Below are 18290 nucleotides of genomic sequence, written 5' to 3' on the forward strand. Positions count from 1 at the left end.
GCGGAATTACATCATGCCGTCCATACCACCCATGCCACCCATGCCCGGCGGCATGCCCATCGGGGCGTCGTCCTTCGGCGCCTCGGCCACCATGACTTCGGTGGTCAGCATCAGGCTGGCCACCGAAGCGGCGTTCTGCAGCGCCGTGCGGGTCACCTTGGTCGGGTCCAGGATGCCCATCTCGATCATGTCGCCATAGGCGTGGTTGGCGGCGTTGAAGCCGAAGTTGCCCTTGCCTTCCAGTACCTTGTTGACTACCACGCTGGCCTCGTCGCCGGCGTTGACGACGATCTCGCGCAGCGGCTGCTCGACGGCGCGCAGCACGATCTTGATGCCGGCATCCTGGTCGTGGTTCTCGCCCTTGATGTCGCCCACGGCCTGGCGCGCGCGCAACAGCGCCACGCCACCACCGGCCACGATGCCCTCTTCCACCGCAGCGCGGGTAGCGTGCAGGGCGTCCTCGACGCGGGCCTTCTTCTCCTTCATCTCGACCTCGGTGGCGGCACCGACCTTGATCACCGCCACGCCGCCGGCCAGCTTGGCCACGCGCTCCTGCAGCTTCTCGCGGTCGTAGTCGCTGGTGGCTTCCTCGATCTGAACGCGGATCTGCTTGACGCGTGCCTCGATGTCCTCGGCCTTGCCGGCACCGTCGATGATGGTGGTGTTCTCCTTGCCCACTTCGATGGTCTTGGCCTGGCCCAGGTCGGACAGCTGCACCTTCTCCAGGCTCAGGCCGACTTCCTCGGCGATCACCTTGCCGCCGGTCAGGATGGCAATGTCCTCCAGCATGGCCTTGCGGCGGTCACCGAAGCCAGGCGCCTTGACGGCCACCACCTTCAGGATGCCGCGGATGGTGTTGACCACCAGGGTGGCCAGCGCCTCGCCCTCGACTTCCTCGGCGATGATCAGCAGCGGACGGCCGGCCTTGGCGACGGCTTCCAGCGTCGGCAGCAGCTCGCGGATGTTGCTGATCTTCTTGTCGAACAGCAGCACGTACGGGTTCTCCAGCACGGCGGCCTGCTTCTCGGGGTTGTTGATGAAGTAGGGCGACAGGTAGCCGCGGTCGAACTGCATGCCTTCGACCACGTCCAGTTCGTTGTCCAGGCTCTTGCCGTCCTCAACGGTGATCACGCCTTCCTTGCCGACCTTGTCCATGGCGTCGGCGATGATCTGGCCGATCGACTCGTCGCTGTTGGCCGAGATCGAACCGACCTGGGCGATCTCCTTGCTGGTGGTCGTGGCCTTGCTGGCCTTCTTCAGCTCCTCGACCAGGGCCGCGACGGCCTTGTCGATGCCGCGCTTCAGATCCATCGGGTTCATGCCGGCGGCGACGAACTTCATGCCCTCGAACACGATCGACTGCGCCAGCACGGTCGCCGTGGTGGTGCCGTCACCGGCGGCGTCGCTGGTCTTGGAAGCCACTTCCTTGACCATCTGGGCGCCCATGTTCTGCAGTTTGTCCTTGAGCTCGATCTCCTTGGCGACCGAGACACCGTCCTTGGTCACCGTGGGGGCGCCGAAGCTGCGCTCCAGCACCACGTTGCGGCCCTTGGGGCCCAGCGTGGTCTTGACCGCGTTGGCCAGGATGTTCACGCCCTCGACCATGCGGGCCCGGGCGTCAGAACCGAAAACAACGTCTTTTGCTGCCATTTTTAATCTTCCTTGCGTAAATTGGGTTCAAAAGTGGACAAATGATTACTTTTCGACGACCGCGAACAGATCGTCTTCCTTCATCACCAGCAACTCGTCGCCATCGACCTTGACGGTCTGGCCGCTGTACTTGCCGAACAGCACACGGTCACCCACCTTCACGTTCATGGCAATCAGTTCGCCCTTGTCATTCTTCTTGCCCGGCCCGACGGCCAGCACCTCGCCCTGGTCGGGCTTCTCGGCGGCGGTGTCAGGAATCACGATGCCGGAGGCGGTCTTGGTTTCGTTCTCCAGGCGCTTGACGATCACACGATCGGCGAGAGGGCGCAGCTTCATCAGGTTCTCCTAATTGCTAGATTTGATTGAGATAAAGGGTTTTGGCCCATCCGCCTTCGTTCGCAGAAAGCGGTCAGTGGCCGGAACATGATGAGTTCGAATGCGCTGTTAGCACTCAAGCTCAACGAGTGCTAATGATAAGGGCAAACCCGCCGAATTCAAGTAGCAGCAAGGTTTTTTTGAGCTGATCCTTGCCGATGCTGCGGAACGTCACTGAAGTTGACCCTATGCGTCAGTGGAGTTGCACTGCTTCAGGTCAATGACGACCTGCGGTGGCCATCAATGGGACGACGGCCGACTCAAAGCGCCACGCCCAGCATGGAACGAGCCTGATTGTCCGCGCCGATTCAAATTTGACCCGCCGTGCCGATTCAAATCTGACCCGGGATCGGAAGCCTGTCATTGGGTGACGGGCTGTGCATGACTTTATCTTCAACGCCTCCTTCTCGGTTGATGTTCATCGTTGATTTGGCGCGGCAAGGCGCGCAGGGCGTAGCCAATCATGGCCATGGTGATCACTCCAAACACCCCGCTGCTCAATAATGCAGCAGGGTAGGTTGAACACCCGGGTCACATTTCGGTCGGCATCACCTCAAAAGGTGGGTCACATTTCGGTCGGCGTCAACACGTTCCACCCTCTGCTGGCTTACGGCCTGTTCACGCCATTCCTGAAAGACGCGTTGGAATCAAGAAGCCAGCCGCCAAAACGCCCGCTGCAGCCACGATAGGAAGCCCCAGAATCCCCTGCTTGTCTTCACTCAGTCGATGCCCAAATTCGGGTCGGCCTCGAGGAACTGCTCGGGATCGGGCAGGGGCGTGAGCGGCAGCTGCATCTCCGCCGGCGCCATCTGTTCGGTGAAGCCTTCCAGCGTGCCCATCGGGCGCTGGTCGCGGCGGGTGACCGGGTCGCTCCGCAGGTAGGCGACCGCCAGCCGCGCCAGCGCCTCGAGCGCGTCGCGGTGGGTGCGCTCATAGCCATGCGAGGCGTCGGCGCCGAAGCCGATCAGGGCGGTGCGGATGTCGTTTCCGGCCTCGACCGCCGCCGCCGAGTCGGAGCGGTAGAAGCGGAACACGTCGCGCCGGTGCGGCAACCCGTGGGCTTCGGCCAGGCCGATCAGCTTGTGCGTGAGGTGGAAGTCGAACGGCCCCGACAGGTCCTGCAGGCAGATGGTGACCGCATGCTCGCTCGTGTTCTGGCCCGGCGCCGCGATGGCGATGTCCAGGCTGACCATCTCGGCGATGTCGCCATGCAGCGCCGCCGAGGCGCCCGATCCCACTTCCTCGGTGATGGTGAACAGCGGGTGCACGTCCACCGGCGGCTCGATGCCGGCGTCGACCAGCGCCTTGCAGGCGCACAGCAGCGCCGCCACCGCGGCCTTGTCGTCGAGGTAGCGCGCGTTGATGTAGCCGTTGTCGAGCAGCTCGAGCTGCGGATCGAAGGCGATCCAGTCGCCGACCTGGATGCCGGCCGCCAGCAGGTCCTCGGCGCGTTCGGCCGGCACGTCGACGCGCACTTCCACGTGGTCCCAGCCGATCGGCTGGGTGTCGATCTCGGGGCCGAAGGCGTGGCCCGAGGTCTTCAGCGGCAGGCAGGTGCCGCGCAGCTGCTGCGTGTCGGTGAACACCGTCAGCCGCCCGCCTTCGGCGAAGCGCGCCGACCAGTGGCCGATCGGCACCACCGCCAGCCGGCCGTTCGGCTTGATGCGCTGCACCATGGCGCCCAGCGTGTCCAGGTGGGCGACGATGGCGCGCGCCGGCTTGCGCTCGCGCCCGCGCAGGGTGGCGCGGATGGCGCCGCGGCGCGTCACCTCGCAGGGCAGGCCGATCGCCTCCAGCCGGGCCACGGTGTAGCGCACGATGCCGTCGGTCAGCCCGACCGGGCTGGGAATCGCCATCAGCTGCAGCAGGGTCTCCCGCAGGAAGCCGCCGTCGATCGGCGGCAGGGCGGGGGTGGCGTCGGTGCTCATGACGGGTTCTCCGCCGGCTCGACGCGGGTGTTGGGAAACAGCAGGTCGACGAAGCGCTCGGCGGTCGGCTGTGGCTCGTGGTTGGCCAGGCCCGGCCGCTCGTTGGCCTCGATGATGACGTAGTCGGGCTTGTCGATCGCCGGCACCAGCAGGTCCAGCCCGGTGACCGGGATGTCGAGCGCGCGCGAGGCCTGCTCGGACACCGCGCGCAGCACCGGGTGCAGCTCGGCCGTGACGTCGTGGATGGTGCCGCCGGTGTGCAGGTTGGCGGTCTTGCGCACGTTCAGCGTCTGGCCCGGCGGCAACACTTCGTCCATGCTGTGCCCGGCGGCGGCCACGCAACGCCGGGTTTCGGCATCGAGCGGAATGCGCGACTCACCACCTGTGGCGGCTGCGCGCCTGCGACTTTGCTTGCGCACGAGGGTCTCGATGCTGGACTGCCCGTCGCCCACCACCGCGGCGGGCTTGCGCACGGCTGCAGCGACCACCTGGTGATCGATCACGACCACGCGCAGGTCCTCGCCGGCGCAGAACTGCTCCAGCAGCACGCGCTCGCCGAAGCGCCGTGCGCGCTTGACGGCTTCCTGCATGTCCTCCGGCGTGCGCACGTCGACCGTGATGCCCTGGCCCTGTTCGCCGTCGACCGGCTTGACCACGATGCGGCCGTGCGCGGCCAGGAAGGCGCCGTCGTCCTCGGCTGCGCCGGCCAGCTGCTGCGCCGGCACCTGCAGGCCGGCGGCCGCCAACGCGCGCTGCGTCACGCGCTTGTCGGCGCAGCGGCTCATGGCGACCGCGCTGGTCAGTTCCGACAGCGATTCGCGGCACAGCACGCTGCGCCCGCCGTGGCTGAGGCGGATATAGCCGTTCTCGGCATCGACCAACTCGACCCGCACGCCACGCCGCCGCGCCTCGTCGACGATGATGCGCGCGTAGGGGTTGAGCCGCTCGCCGCCCAGCGCCGGCGACTCGCTGAACAGCGGTTCGTTGATGGCGTTGCGGCGCTTGACGGCGAACACCTGCACCGGCTGGAAGCCCAGCTTGCGGTACAGCTCGATGGCCGAGTCGTTGTCGTGCAGCACCGACAGGTCCATGAAGCTGCGCCCGCGCGCCTGGAACTGCTCGGCCAGGTAGCGCGTCAGCGCCTCGCCCACGCCGGCGTGCGGCGTCTGCGGCGCGACCGCCAGCGCCCACAGGCTGGCGCCGGCGTCGGGCTCCTCGTCGCCGAAGGCCGGCACGTGGTCCAGGCCCATGGCGGCGCCGATCACCTCGGCGGTAGCGCGGTCCTCGGCCAGCACGTACAGCAGCTTGCGCTCGGCGCGCCCGCTCCAGACCACCGCCGGATCGACCGGCACCATGCCGCGCGCCTGGTAGATGGTATTGATCGCGGCGACGTCGGCGCGCGAGCGCAGGCGCCGGATCGTGAAGCCGTGCCGACGCGGGTGCGCCGGCACGTAGCTGCCCAGCCAGAGCCGGAACGATTCCGACGGATCGACGAACAGCCGCTGCGGCGAGCAGGCGACCACCACGTGCGGCTTGTCGACGTAATAGGCGATGTCGCGCTGGCCGGGCCGCTCGCCCAGCAGCGCCTCGGCGATGTCCTGCGGTTGCGCGAAGCTGTGCCCGGCAATCAGCCGGCCCCAACCGCATTCGACGATGCGCCCGCTGGCGGCCTCGTCCTGTTTGGCGTACTCGCCCACCAGCCCCTGCGGCAGGCGCGCCCGGTCCAGGCGCGCGCCGCGCTTGATCTGTTTGCGTATCACGTTTGTTTTCTCCTGTTCAAGCCAGATGGGTCTGCAGCCACCATTCGAGCAGGCCGAGCTGCCACAGCTTGGATCCCCGCAGCGGCGTCAGGTGGTCGGCCGGGCTGGACAGCAGCCGATCCACGTAAGCCGGACGGAACAGGCCGCGTTCGCGCGCCGCCCGGCTCGACAGGGCGTCCTGCACGCGCGCCAGCGTGTCGCCCTCCAGGTACTTGAGCGCCGGCACCGGAAAGTAGCCCTTGGGCCGGTCGATCACGGCCGGCGGGATGAGCTGCCGCGCCGCCTCCTTCAGGACGCCCTTGCCGCCGCCGGCCAGCTTGTGACGGGCCGGGATGCGCGCCGCCAGCTCGACCAGTTCATGGTCCAGAAACGGCACCCGCGCCTCCAGCCCGAAGGCCATGGTCATGTTGTCGACGCGCTTGACCGGGTCGTCCACCAGCATCACGGTGGTGTCCAGCCGTAGCGCCTGGTCGACCGGTTCGCTCGCGCCCGGGGCGGCGAAATGCTGCGTCACCAGTTCGCGCGAGGCATCGTGGCCGAGGTAGCGGTCCTGCACCAGGGCACGGTAGTCGTCATAGTCGCGGTCGCGGAACGCCGCCAGGTAGTCGTCCACCGGCGCGGCGCTGCCGTCGAGCTGCGGGTACCAGTGGTAGCCGCCGAACACCTCGTCGGCGCCCTGGCCACTCTGCACCACCTTGCTGCGCCTGGAGACGGCCCGCGACAGCAGGTAGAAGCCGATGCAGTCGTGGCTCACCATCGGCTCGCTCATGGCACCGATGGCCTCGGGCAGGTGGCGCAGCAACTCCTGTTCGGGTACGAAGATGCGCTCATGCACGGTACCGAAATGTCGGGCCACGATGTCGGCGTATTCGAACTCGTTGCCTTTCTCGCCACCCACGTCCTCAAACCCGACGCTGTAGGTGTGCAGGTTCGCCACGCCGGCTTCGGTCATCAGGCCAACGATCAGGCTCGAATCGACCCCACCCGACAGCAGCGCGCCGACCGGCACGTCGGCCACCAGGCGCCGCCGCACCGCGGCGCGCAGTGCGTCGAGCAGCAGGTCTTGCCACTCGGCGACGGGGCGTGCTTCGTCGGCTGCGCTGCGCGCGTAGTCGAGCGTCCAGTAGCGCCGCTGCTGGCGTTCGCCGTCCGGTTGCAGGCGCAGCAGGGTGCCGGGCGCGAGCTTGCGCACGCCCTGCAGGATGGTGTGCGGCGGCGGCACCACGGCGTGGAACGACAGGTAGTGGTGCAGTCCGACCGGATCGATCGCGGTGTCGACGCCGCCACCTGCCAGCAGCGCCAGCAGGGTGGAGGCAAAGCGCAGGCCGCCCGCGACCTCGGCCAGGTACAGCGGCTTGATGCCCAGACGATCGCGGCCGAGCAGCAGTTGCCCACTGCCCTGCTCCCACAGCGCGAAAGCGAACATGCCGTTCAGGCGCGTGACGAAATCCTCGCCCCAGCAGTGGTAGGCCTTGATCAAGACCTCGGTGTCGCCCTGCGAGAAGAAGCGATAGCCCCGGCCCTCAAGTTCGGCGCGCAGTTCGGCGTGGTTGTAGATGGCCCCGTTGAAGACCAGTCCCAGGCCCAGTTGCGGATCGAACATGGGTTGCGCCGACGCCTCGGACAGGTCCATGACCTTGAGCCGTCGATGCGCCAGTCCGATGGTGTCTCGGATGAACAGGCCGTGCCCATCGGGGCCACGTGCTGCCTGTGCCTCGGCCATACGGGCGAGCGCGTCCGCGTCTACGGTTTGGGAGTCAAACCGAATTTCTCCTGCGATACCACACATGCGTGCGATCACTCCTTCCGTGTGATCGCCAGGCGAGCACGGAGCACCGGAGCATGAAGACGGAAATGGTGTCTCGCGGGCCCACTGGCGCTGCCGCCGCTGCTGGCGTGCGTGCTGACAGGGAGCACTGGGCGGATCGATCCGCCCGAACGAGACAAGTCGCTGCCATCAGCCCCTCGAAAGGAGGAACGGACACCAACGCGACTGGAAATGAGCCGGAGAGCGCAGACGGGCCGTTCTAAGCCCTGCTCCCACTTGCAACGCGGTGCTGCAAAGCAGACACGCGGCGATGAAAAGACTGTAGATTTTACCAGACTCAACCTTTGCCGACAAGGTCACGCGGCATCTGCAACGCATCGCATTCGGATCACGGCCAAATCCAACGAACTTGGCAGAACCTGGAAACTGTCGGAACGACTGCTTTGGAAACGTTGTGTGCCGTAGTCTGCCCGGTCGAGACCCAGTTCATCGACCCAATGTCCCAGGATTCGGGCGTACTGCCGGATGCCCAGATGTGGTGAGTTGTGAAGCCGGCTGGGAACAGGAAATCGTCAGACTTTAGTCCTGCCTGCCTGATCCACGCCTGAAGCGCTTCTCGGGTACCAGAAGCTGTCTCGTGAGGCGCTCCCGGCCAGGAGCGGTCTATCGCCGGTCATCCCTGAGGCGGCCATTCAAGATCATTGAAAGCTTCGCGAGGTCTCGCGGCTATGACCCCTGACGCAACCGAAACTGACTTCCTCGGAGCCAGCCCGAAGCACTCCTGCTGCAGCCGTAGGCTTGCAGATCAAGTGCTTGCATCAAGCGACAGGGTCAACTCCAGTCACGTTCCGCAATGCAGATGACAGGTGTCAGCGCAGGAAGCCAGCAAAGAATTCCGACAACTCGTCGAAGCCGTCCAGCGGCAGGACATGGGCGGTGTACTGGTCGGGGCGGACCACCACCATGCAGCCGGTGTCGCGGTCGATGCCGCGCATGTCGAAGATGTCGCCGACGCCCTTGTGGTCGACGCAGAAGACCTTCTCGTGGTCCTGCAGGCCGAGCTTGCCGGTCCTCGGCTTCAGCAGCGAGGGCATCTGCTCGTAGGCGAGCTGATCGAAGGTCTGCTGGAACACGGCGCGGAAGTCGATCACCGCGTCGATGTCCTCGCCCGGGCGGGTGTGCCGGACAACCGGGGATTTCGGATCATTCTCCAGCCAGTCGGCCAGCTTGTGGATGGCCGAGCCGGGGGCTGAGCTGTCGGCCCTGCCGGCGAAGGCGTAGATGCGCCAGCGCGCATCGGCCTCGGCCACGTGGCCGAGCTGCATCTGCCTGGCGTCGGACAGGCGCACCACCGGGGCTGAGTGAAAGCGCCGGCCGATTTCCTCGCCCTTCGCCAGTGCCTGGTGCGCCGAGGCGGCGAACAGCTTGGACGGGTCGTACTTCACGGCGGTGCCACCGGTGAATTCCAGGTTCGCCTTGAACTGCCGGATGATCCGCGGCTCCTCGCTGCCGTCGCGCTCGGCCTGGGTGGTCGGGGCCGACATGATGCGCGCCCACTCGTGATCGGTCTCGACCAGGCGCTTGGCCTCGGTCAGGCGCTCCTTCGAGTAGCTGCGCAGCAGGCTGGCGTCGGCCCGGCCCTGCAGCACATGCACCAGCTTCCAGCCCAGGTTGAAGGTGTCCTGCATCGACACGTTCATGCCCTGCCCCGCCTTGGGCGAATGGGTGTGGCAGGCGTCACCCGCGGTGAACACGCGCGGGTTGCGGCCGGAGCCCTCGGGCACGTCGTCGAACTTGTCGGTGATGCTGTGGCCGATGTCGTAGATCGACCACCACACCACCTCCTTCACGTCGAGCGTGTACGGCGCGATGATGCGGTTGGCCGCGGCGATCATGTCGTCCTGCGTGAACTTCTTGCTCGCGGCCTTCTCGCCGTCCTTCAGCTTGTCGAGCTCGACGTACATGCGGAACACGTAGCCGCCCTCGCGCGGCAGGATCAGCACGTTGCCCTCATTGGCAGACGAGATCAGGCACTTCTGCCGCACGTCGGGAAAGTCGGTGTTGGCCAGGATGTCCATCACGCCCCAGGCCTGGTTGGCGGCGTCGCCGTGCAGCACGCCGCCGATCGATTTGCGCACCGCCGAATGCGCGCCGTCGCAGCCGACCACGTAGTTGGCGCGCACGGTGCGGGTGGCCCACCAGTTGATGCCGCTGGCGTCCTTCAGCGTCACGGTCACCGGGTGGTCGTCGGTGGTTTCGTCCACCGCCACGCTCACCACCTCCCAGCCGTAGTCGGGCTCCAGGCGCGAGGGCGAGTTCTTCATCACCTCCAGGAACAGCTCGTGCAGCCGCGCCTGGTTAATCAGGATGTGCGGCATCTCCGAGCTGTCGTCGGCCACGTCCTGCACCCGGCCGACGCGCTTGATGTGCGCGGGGTTGGCCGGGTCGGGCATCCAGAACGCGGTCTGGTTGACCCAGTAGGTCTCGCGCTTGACCTTGTCGGCGAAGCCAAAGGCCTGGAACATCTCCATGGTGCGCGTGTTGATGCCGTCCGCCTTGCCCTTGATGATGTTGGCGGGCATGCGCTCGACGATCATGGTGTCGATCTCGGGGAACTGCGCCAGCTGCGCCGCCAGGCACAGGCCGGCCGGGCCGGTGCCGGCAATCAGCACGTCGACCTGCTCTGGCAGCGGTTCGTGGGCACCCCGGTTGCGCCGGTTGGGCGCGGCCTGCTTGACGTCGGGGTTGCCACCCCGGAATCCGTCCTTGTAGAACTGCATGTCCTGTCTCCTCGTCTGGAATGCGCCACGAACGACGTGCCGGCGCGGTGGCGAATGATATCTGTACTTACTATTGGTCGTCAATACTGTATGTATACTTATTAATTGGCACCGTGGCTGGCGCATCCAGGTCAGATTGGAGCCTTCACCCGGAGCGCGACAATGGACTCAATCGAAATGGCGGGACACCTGATACGCCGCCTGCATCAGCGGTCGACGCAGATTTTCGTCCAGCGCACGCAGGCGGCGGGGTTCGACCTGACGCCGGTCCAGTTCGCCGCACTCGACGCCATTCATGCCCACCCCGCCGCGGATCAGGCGCGCGTCGCGGAGCTGATTGCCTACGATCGCGCCACCATCGGCGGTGTCATCGAACGGCTGGAGCATAAGGGCTGGATCCGCCGCGTCGTCAACGAACTGGACCGCCGGGCGCGAGAGCTTTCACTGACCGCCAAGGGCCAGCGCGTTCACGCCGCCCTGCTGCCGATCGTCCGCGATCTGCAGGACGAGATACTGCAGTCGCTCAGCGATGCGGATCGTGCGTGCTTTCTCAAGCTCGCCCGTCAACTCGTGCGGCCTGAGAAGGTGTGAACGAACCCGCCATGGCCGTTCGATCAAACGTCCAGCGGCAGCTTGGTCCAGTCGACCACCCGGCTGGTATCGACCTGGATCGCCAGCGCGCCTTCAGCAGCCGTGAGTGACTCTCGCTCCGCCAACTGGCGCTCCAGCACCTCGAGCGTCGCCTCTGACGCATCGCGCCCCTCGGCGCTGCGCCGGCGCACGCGCTCGCGCAGGATCTCGATCGGTGCGTCGAACACCAGCAGACGGCACGGCACGGCACTCTCGGCCGCCAGCGCGATGAACTCCGCACGGTGCGTCCGGCGCAGGAAGGTCGCGTCCACCAGCACCGGGAATCCAGCGCGCAGCACGGTGCGCGCCCGCTCGCGCAGTTCGGCATAGGTGCGGGCGCTGGCCGCCGGCGTGTAGATGCCGCCCGGCACCCCGGCGCTGCTGGCCTCCGGCGCCAGGCCGAACAGGCGCTTGCGCTCGACGTCGGCGCGCAGGCGCACGATGCCGCGCGATTCGATCAGCGGCTGGCTCTGGCTGCTCTTGCCCGATCCCGACACACCGCTGGCCACCCACAGCACGCGCTCGCGCGGCTGTGCCAGCCGATACGCCAGTTCGACGTAGCGCGCCATTTCGCGCCAGTGCGCGTCACCCGGCGTGGCCACGCGAAGCGACGCGACCTTGGCGCGCACCAGCGCCCGGTACACGGCGTAGAAGGGCAGCAGCTCCAGGCCGGCATGGTCGCCCCCCAGATCCAGCCAGGCGTTCATGAAGCGCCAGGCCAGCGGCGCCAGCCCGTGCGCGTGCAGATCCATGAACAGGAAGGCCACGTCGGCCATCACGTCGACCCAGCGCAGTTGCGGATTGAACTCGATGGCGTCGAACAGCTGCGGCGCGCCATCCAGCCAGATCAGGTTGCCCAGATGCAGGTCACCGTGACCCTCGCGCACCTGGCCGTTGGCGCGGCGGGCATCGAACAGCGGTTGCAGACGCGCGCCTTCGTTCCGGACCCATTCGTGCAAGGCATCCAGGCGTGCCGCCAGCGGGTCGCTGCGCAGGCGCTCGTGCAGCGGCGCGAAATTGTCGTCCACCAGTTGCCGGATGGTGGTGGCCTGGCCATAAGGCCCATCCACCGGCGCGACCGCGGCGGCACGCTGAAACGACGTCACATGCCGCGCCAAGGCGTCGATGTGCTCGGCGCCCAGCTCACCTCGCGCCGCATGATTAGCCAGCAGCGCGCGCTGGGGAAAGCGCCGCATGTGCACCGCATGGTCGATCACCGGCCCGTCGCCCGCGATGCCGGGCGCAGCGATGCTGCCGGTGATCGGCACCACGTCCAGGTAGATCTCCGGCGCCGTGCGGCGGTTGATGCGCAACTCCTCTTCGCAGGCGGCGCGGCGCAGCTGCTGCGTGCTGAAGTTGAGGAAGTCGAGCTTGAGCGGCTTCTTCAGCTTGTACGCGTCATCACCGGTCAGCAGCACCCAGGAGATGTGGGTTTCGATCAGCTGCGCATCCGCTCGCGCATCAGCCAGCCGCCGCACCATCGCCGCCCGGGCCGCCAGCGTGGCATCCGGGTCCTGCGGCGCGGCGCTCATGCGGCGTCAGACGTTGAACAGGAAGTTCATCACGTCGCCATCCCTGACGACGTATTCCTTGCCTTCCGAACGCATCCTGCCGGCATCCTTGGCGCCCTGCTCACCCTTGAAGGTGATGTAGTCGTCGAAGGCGATGGTCTGCGCGCGGATGAAGCCGCGCTCGAAATCGCCATGGATCACGCCGGCCGCCTGCGGTGCGGTGTCACCGACGTGGATGGTCCAGGCGCGCACCTCCTTCACGCCGGCGGTGAAGTAGGTCTGCAGGCCCAGCAGCTTGAAGGCGGCGCGGATCAGGCGGTTCAGGCCCGGCTCCTCCTGACCCATCTCGGCAAGGAACAGCGCCTTGTCCTCGTCGTTCATGTCGGCCATGTCGGCCTCCATCTTGGCGCAGATCGCCACCACGGGCGCGTTCTGGCCGGCCGCGTACTCGCTCAGGCGATCGAGCAGCGGATTGTTCTCGAACCCGTCCTCGGCCACGTTGCCGACGAACATGGCCGGCTTGGCGGTGATCAGGCACAGCGGTTTCAGCAGCACCTGCTCTTCCTTCGACAGCTGCAGCGTGCGCACCGGCCTGCCCTCGTTCAGCGCCGCCTGCACCGGCCCGAGCAGCTTGACCATCGCCATGGCCTCCTTGTCGTTGCCACTCTTGCTGGCCTTGGTATAGCGCTGCAAGGCTTTCTCCACCGTGCCCAAGTCGGCCAGGCACAGCTCGGTCTGGATCACCTCGATGTCCGAGATCGGGTCGACCCGGCCGGCCACGTGCACCACGTTCTCGTCCTCGAAGCAGCGCACCACGTTGACGATGGCATCGGTCTCGCGGATGTGCGCCAGGAACTGGTTGCCCAGCCCCTCGCCCTGGCTGGCGCCCGCCACCAGGCCGGCGATGTCGACGAACTCGACGATGGCCGGCAGCACGCGCTCGGGCCTGACGATCTCCGCCAGCTGCGCCAGGCGCGGGTCGGGCACCTCGACCACGCCCGTGTTGGGTTCGATGGTGCAGAAGGGATAGTTCTCCGCAGCGATCCCCGCCTTGGTCAGCGCGTTGAACAGGGTGGACTTGCCGACGTTTGGCAGACCGACGATGCCGCATTGCAGGCTCATGGAAATTCCTTTATGGATCAACCCCTTGCGTACCATCGAGCCCAACACAGGCGTGGTCGAGGTGCCCGACCCGCATCTGGCCTCTTGGGCCGGACTGGGCGATCAGCCGGGGGGTGTAGTCAGACTCTTTTCGAGGCTTTTGTCCTCGATTTGCCTGGGAAATAGCGATGACGATTGTACTGATCAGCGAAGCTTTGCTTGAGCGCAGCAATGCCCGGGATGGGCGTGTCCTGCGGGACCGGGTGCTGAGTGGCTTCTGTGTCCGCATGAATGCCCGTAAGCGGACCTTCCGGGTTGCTACCAGCGTGGCGGGCAAGCAGTTCCGGATGACGCTGGGTCATTGGCCGCTCATGAGCGTCGAGGAAGCCCGGGGTTTGGCGATGACCGTGCTGGCCCAGTGCAGACGCGGTGAATGGCCGGTCAAGCCTGCGGTGGTGGTGGTGCCCACGCTGCGCGAGCTGCGTGAAGAGTACTGCCGGGTCAAGAACATCAAGGCATCGAGCCAGAAGCGCTATGAATCGCTGCTGCGAACCCATTTCGGGGAGTGGCTGGACCGGTCAGTGTCTGAGCTGGGTGATCCGGCATTCACACAGCATTGCCGGGAGTTCGGGCAGACCAGAGGGGCTGCACTGGTCGAGTTGGCGAGAGGGGTGATCGGGGCATTGGTGAAGTACGCGAATGCCATGCATGGCTTGACTCTGGAATCCCCGTTCACGAAGCTGGCGACGGTCGGGCTGTTGCCTGACCGGGTTCAGCCCCGGGCGCGGGTGTTGCAGGAGAGTGAGCTTCCCGCATGGAAGGCAGCGGTTGATCAGATCGGGCAAGTGCAACGGGACTTCCTGTACTTGGTGATCTACACCGGACTGAGGCGCAATGAGGTGAGGAACCTGCAGCGAAGCCAGATCGACCTTGCCTCGAATGTCCTGAGCGTGCCTGACACCAAGAACGGCAAGCCCCATAGCCTGCCCATCACGCCGGTGATGCGGGAGATTCTGGCAAGGCGCTGTGAAGGGCTGGAGCCCGGTGATGAACTGTTCGCGGGCGTGTCAGCGGAACACCTGTCGAAGATGGCTGAACGGGCCGGGGCACCCCGATTCATGCTGCACGATCTTCGCAAGCTGGTGGCGACGGTCGGGGAGCGGCTGGCGGTCAGTGATGCGGTGCTGCGAAGGATTCTGAATCACACGCCGCCCAAGAGTGATGTGCTGCACCGGCACTATGTGCAGCTTGGGGTCGAGGACATCCGGGATGCGATGGTGAAGATTCAGCGGGAGATGGGTCGGGCCATGGATGGCGGTTAATGCAGGGGACTTGCGGTTTACTTGATTAAAAAACGCAACTTCTACCAGCAATCCGAATAAACGTTGATTAAAGCTTGCGTTTCCTTGGCCGCCGGACCCCATCCAGATCACCCAATGCCGGGAATTTTGATTAAACTGATGACCAGCTGTAAATAGGTGACATTCGTTAGATCACCAAGATCCATATAATCGTTACTTTTTCGGTTTCGGCTGATCAAGGTACCTGACGTCTCGAACGTTGAGGGGAATCGGGTTGATGTACTGATAGCCCTGCCCTTGCCAGAAAACCAGTTCCGCAAAACCTGCTGGCACCACCGTGATCATGCCATGCATGTCCTCCGGAACAAAACCAGCAGCTCGCAGAGCGTTATTGCACATCTTGAATTCGACGCCCTCTTTAGCTAACTCAGCCATTCGATCGATCACGCCCTGGTATTTCTCATAGTTCTCCATTGCAAACGCACGAAGCTCAGGCCCATGAGTAACGACCACGACCTTACCCTTGGTCTCCTTCACCGTATTCTTGACGAAGCCGTAAAGGATATTCAACTGGTTCGGATCGGCATAATTGACGTCAAAAACAACGTTGGTCACCGGCATGCTGTGCATATCGACCTTGGCGGTGCCGTAGGGAGAGAACGGCTCTGCCGCATGAGCCGGGGCTATCGCAATCATTGCAGCGACAGCAAGTGAAACAAACCAGAATTCCATAAGTTACCTCAGTTTATCTAATAGTAAATTTTATCACGCAACTCATTGCAATACAACAGAAATCCACGATAGCCCATCAAGAAAGCAACATATTCATGGACTTGACTGTTACAAAAAAGCTAAATAATTGACTATTTTTTAAGCAACCCATATTTTGGGCGCAATACGGGCTTTTAATAACACCGTAGGTGGAACGCCGAAGGCGTTACACCGAAGGTGCTGTCCCCAATCCGGTAGGCGTGAGGGCAATACTCCCCTAACCCCGGCAATAGCAAGGGTTAGCAGCCCAATCACACCTACCGGATTCCATCCGTACAGGGTCATCTCCGTCGCACTAGTAGCCGCTCTGGTATTGAATGATGCAACCCTAGGCGTCCGGGCAGTCACATCATCCTCATCTGGCAGGGCAGCGGCACTTTGTTTTGCAAAGCTACTCGACCCTTTGTCTTTGCCAGATCCCTTCTCGACATGAAGTAAATCTTCGTCGCTCAGGCCCGAACGTACGATCCACCGATAAAGCCTGAACCAAGCCGATGTATTGACACACACCGGCAAGTGTGTTGACCGCATTATATGAGATTGAATCGAGATCAGGTATAAGCAGTTGTTGATGATAAAGATGACAGTTTGACCTTCGTTGGGTGTTGATTTTTAGCCGAAGCATCACAGCAGCAGATGGGCATCACAGGAAGGTCGTTTAAACGCATGGAAACGGGTCTATTTGACGTCGAAATGGATTTTAGCTACCTACCCTGCTGCCGCAAAAATAATGCGTTATAGGGGCTCGGCGGTATAAGCACGGTAGCGGGCCTTCCAAAGGTTCATGGCGAAAGGTCGACGGGACACCTGCATCGACGCGGCGTGTCAGTAGCGATTGCGGTCAGTCAGCATGGTTCCGGCCTACAGGTTTCGGCCAAGAGCGGTCAGTTAACGTAAACGTCACCGGCACGTTAGACGCCGTCACAGTCCGAACTGCAGATCGTAGACGCGGAAAGATTGCAGGTACGGTAAGGGGTTCAGCCATGCCCCCTCAACATTGCTGGTGGCGACTGTCAGCAGAAGGAACAGCGAAAGCAAACTCCCTCGATCGCTCTGAGCGATAGCCCAGCACACCTCCGGACGCTCTTTCCGAACTTGTGAAGGAATGAAACCATAAGGGGCATTGTCGAAGTTGAGGAATCCCTTGCCAAGGACGAACACGCCCTCCAGCGCCGGCCCTGGGATTGCAGCTCGGTCGTTCTCAGGCAACGCCGGCTCGGCGAGCCCCTGCGACTGGTACGCCTCCTTCACCCAAACGTGCGCTGTTTCCATTTTCGCAGGACCGTCGTACGCGACAACGAAAGACAGGATGCTTGGAGGAATGTAGCCCGAGGAGAAACTCTTCACCTCGTTCTTCTGCAGCGACTTAGCTGCACGTGCTGCACGGACAGCTTGTTCAATTCCCGCCTTGTCTAGGGTCGACTTGACCTCGATGGTTGCGACCACCGACTCCGCCAGAAATCCGCTGACACCACCACCGAAATCGAGCTTGGGGTAGTTTCGCTTGTAGATGACGATGTCGAACTGATTTCGCTGCTCGTTTGGTTTAGATCGACTGTCAATGATCTCGCCTGTCCCGATCGCCACGGTCGAGTTCAGGTGCTTCTCCAGAAACTCTCGGATGAATGCCTCTCTGGGGGTGCCTTTGTGTAACGAGTGTCCCGAATTCGCGGGAACCTTAGAAATAGCAAGGAGATGCTCCTCGACCGCTTTCATGTGTGAGTACAGCATGTCGTCCTATCTTGTAGGCATCTAACGCAATGTATCCCGCAGAACCTACGGGAGAAGCTGGACGGTCGGGATATTCTGATCACGTCCTTCTCCTAAAGGCGCAATCAGATCAACCCGTTGCGTGTGATCGCCTGTCCTTTATACAGGTAGATGTAACTAGCGAAACCCGGCAGCCTAGTTCATCCGGCGATCTTAAGGTTTTCAATCGTCCGAAAGCCCGCTCAGAGTCGAGAGCGCCGTTTCATCCTCGCCAAGAAATCATTGATTGGACATCGTTGAGCGACACCGGCCTGGCCCTATAAGCACTCCGGCACAGGCCCGGAAAAAAACGCCATCAAGCCCTACGCGGACGCACGCTTCGCCATAGGGGGTACAAGGTCGCGCGATCAAGCCGGTCAGCCCCGGTCGTCTGGCTTACCACAGGCCACCCCGTTCACGGCGGTTCAGTTCCACATCCTCGCCGATACAACGACCTCCTTGTCGGCCCGGTGATGCCTTCGTAGGCTTGGATACATGAAGGACGCTCGTCCTTACGCGTAGCCAAGTTTCAGGAGCCCCCGCCATGCCGTCTAAGTCGTTCGTCGCCTACTACCGTGTCAGCACCCAGCGGCAGGGTGCATCTGGTCTGGGTCTGGATGCTCAACGGCAGGTGGTGTCGCGGTATCTGTCGGAGCGCGGTCAGTCTGCGGTCGGTGAGTTTGTCGAGGTCGAGACGGGGAAAGGTGCAAATGCTCTTGATCGCCGTCCTGAGCTGCGCAAGGCACTGGAGCTGTGCAAGCGGTCAGGGGCAACGCTGCTGATTGCGAAGCTCGACCGGCTGGCCCGTAATGTTCACTTCGTGTCCGGTCTGATCGAGACCGGGGTGGATTTCGTCGCCGCCGACATGCCGAATGCCAACAAGGTCATGATTCAGATGCACGCGGTCATGTGTAAGCGTGGCCTCACCACCCTCTTGAACTGAGCGCGAGGCTGGGCGAGCATGTG

Annotated in this window: 13 protein-coding genes and 1 pseudogene; 3 read left to right on the top strand and 11 right to left on the bottom strand. The window is 63.9% G+C overall.

All coding sequences use genetic code 11. The features are described from left to right. Window positions 1-6: 6 nt before the first annotated feature. The 7 genes and pseudogenes from groL to PK606_RS03145 all read right to left on the bottom strand — a co-directional run bounded on the left by groL (window position 7) and on the right by PK606_RS03145 (window position 10261). Window positions 7-1650 carry a chaperonin GroEL gene (groL, locus tag PK606_RS03115; RefSeq protein ID WP_324560549.1) on the bottom strand — a complete coding sequence of 548 codons (1644 nt, stop codon included), beginning with the start codon at window positions 1648-1650 and terminating at the stop codon, window positions 7-9. A gap of 45 nt (window positions 1651-1695) precedes the next feature. Further along, window positions 1696-1986, bottom strand: coding sequence for a co-chaperone GroES (gene groES, locus PK606_RS03120; RefSeq protein ID WP_324560551.1), 291 nt, complete (start codon window positions 1984-1986; stop codon window positions 1696-1698). 758 nt (window positions 1987-2744) lie between these two features. Further along, the gene (locus tag PK606_RS03125; protein ID WP_324560553.1) at window positions 2745-3953 is read right to left on the bottom strand and encodes an osmoprotectant NAGGN system M42 family peptidase; all 1209 of its coding nucleotides are present in this window, start codon (window positions 3951-3953) and stop codon (window positions 2745-2747) included. Continuing rightward, window positions 3950-5713 carry an N-acetylglutaminylglutamine synthetase gene (gene ngg / locus PK606_RS03130; protein ID WP_324560556.1) on the bottom strand — a complete coding sequence of 588 codons (1764 nt, stop codon included), beginning with the start codon at window positions 5711-5713 and terminating at the stop codon, window positions 3950-3952. Before ngg ends, PK606_RS03125 begins: the two co-directional genes overlap by 4 nt. Window positions 5714-5729: 16 nt before the next feature. Then, a complete protein-coding gene (locus tag PK606_RS03135) occupies window positions 5730-7502 on the bottom strand; it encodes an N-acetylglutaminylglutamine amidotransferase (RefSeq protein ID WP_324560558.1) in 1773 nt (590 codons plus the stop codon). Window positions 7503-7837: 335 nt separating this feature from the next. Continuing rightward, window positions 7838-8118, bottom strand: a pseudogene (locus tag PK606_RS03140) (hypothetical protein); the annotation flags it as partial. Between the two features lie 232 nt (window positions 8119-8350). Then, the gene (locus PK606_RS03145; protein ID WP_324560561.1) at window positions 8351-10261 is read right to left on the bottom strand and encodes an FAD-dependent monooxygenase; all 1911 of its coding nucleotides are present in this window, start codon (window positions 10259-10261) and stop codon (window positions 8351-8353) included. A gap of 162 nt (window positions 10262-10423) precedes the next feature. Here PK606_RS03145 and PK606_RS03150 point away from each other — a divergent pair, with 162 nt between their 5' ends. Then, window positions 10424-10852 carry a MarR family winged helix-turn-helix transcriptional regulator gene (locus tag PK606_RS03150; RefSeq protein ID WP_324560564.1) on the top strand — a complete coding sequence of 143 codons (429 nt, stop codon included), beginning with the start codon at window positions 10424-10426 and terminating at the stop codon, window positions 10850-10852. Between the two features lie 23 nt (window positions 10853-10875). Here the strand turns inward: PK606_RS03150 and PK606_RS03155 are convergent, their stop codons facing one another. Beyond that, a complete protein-coding gene (locus PK606_RS03155) occupies window positions 10876-12423 on the bottom strand; it encodes a bifunctional aminoglycoside phosphotransferase/ATP-binding protein (protein WP_324560567.1) in 1548 nt (515 codons plus the stop codon). A gap of 6 nt (window positions 12424-12429) precedes the next feature. Then, on the bottom strand, window positions 12430-13524 hold the full coding sequence (gene ychF / locus PK606_RS03160; RefSeq protein ID WP_324560570.1) for a redox-regulated ATPase YchF: 1095 nt from the start codon (window positions 13522-13524) through the stop codon (window positions 12430-12432). Window positions 13525-13691: 167 nt separating this feature from the next. On the opposite strand from ychF, the gene PK606_RS03165 reads away from it, so the two are divergent. Continuing rightward, window positions 13692-14825 (top strand): tyrosine-type recombinase/integrase, encoded by a 1134-nt coding sequence (locus PK606_RS03165; RefSeq protein ID WP_324560573.1) that lies wholly within the window; start codon window positions 13692-13694, stop codon window positions 14823-14825. 192 nt (window positions 14826-15017) lie between these two features. Here PK606_RS03165 and PK606_RS03170 read toward each other — a convergent pair whose 3' ends face one another. Both PK606_RS03170 and PK606_RS03175 read right to left on the bottom strand, forming a co-directional pair. Beyond that, window positions 15018-15536 carry a DsrE family protein gene (locus PK606_RS03170; protein WP_324560576.1) on the bottom strand — a complete coding sequence of 173 codons (519 nt, stop codon included), beginning with the start codon at window positions 15534-15536 and terminating at the stop codon, window positions 15018-15020. A 960-nt stretch (window positions 15537-16496) separates the two neighbouring features. After that, window positions 16497-17291, bottom strand: a complete 795-nt coding sequence (locus PK606_RS03175) for a DUF6602 domain-containing protein (protein WP_324560579.1) — start codon at window positions 17289-17291, stop codon at window positions 16497-16499. A 577-nt stretch (window positions 17292-17868) separates the two neighbouring features. On the opposite strand from PK606_RS03175, the gene PK606_RS03180 reads away from it, so the two are divergent. Beyond that, on the top strand, window positions 17869-18267 hold the full coding sequence (locus PK606_RS03180) for a recombinase family protein (RefSeq protein WP_324560582.1): 399 nt from the start codon (window positions 17869-17871) through the stop codon (window positions 18265-18267). Window positions 18268-18290 lie beyond the last annotated feature (23 nt).

This window comes from Ottowia sp., assembly GCF_035444425.1.
Lineage (GTDB): Bacteria > Pseudomonadota > Gammaproteobacteria > Burkholderiales > Burkholderiaceae_C > Ottowia.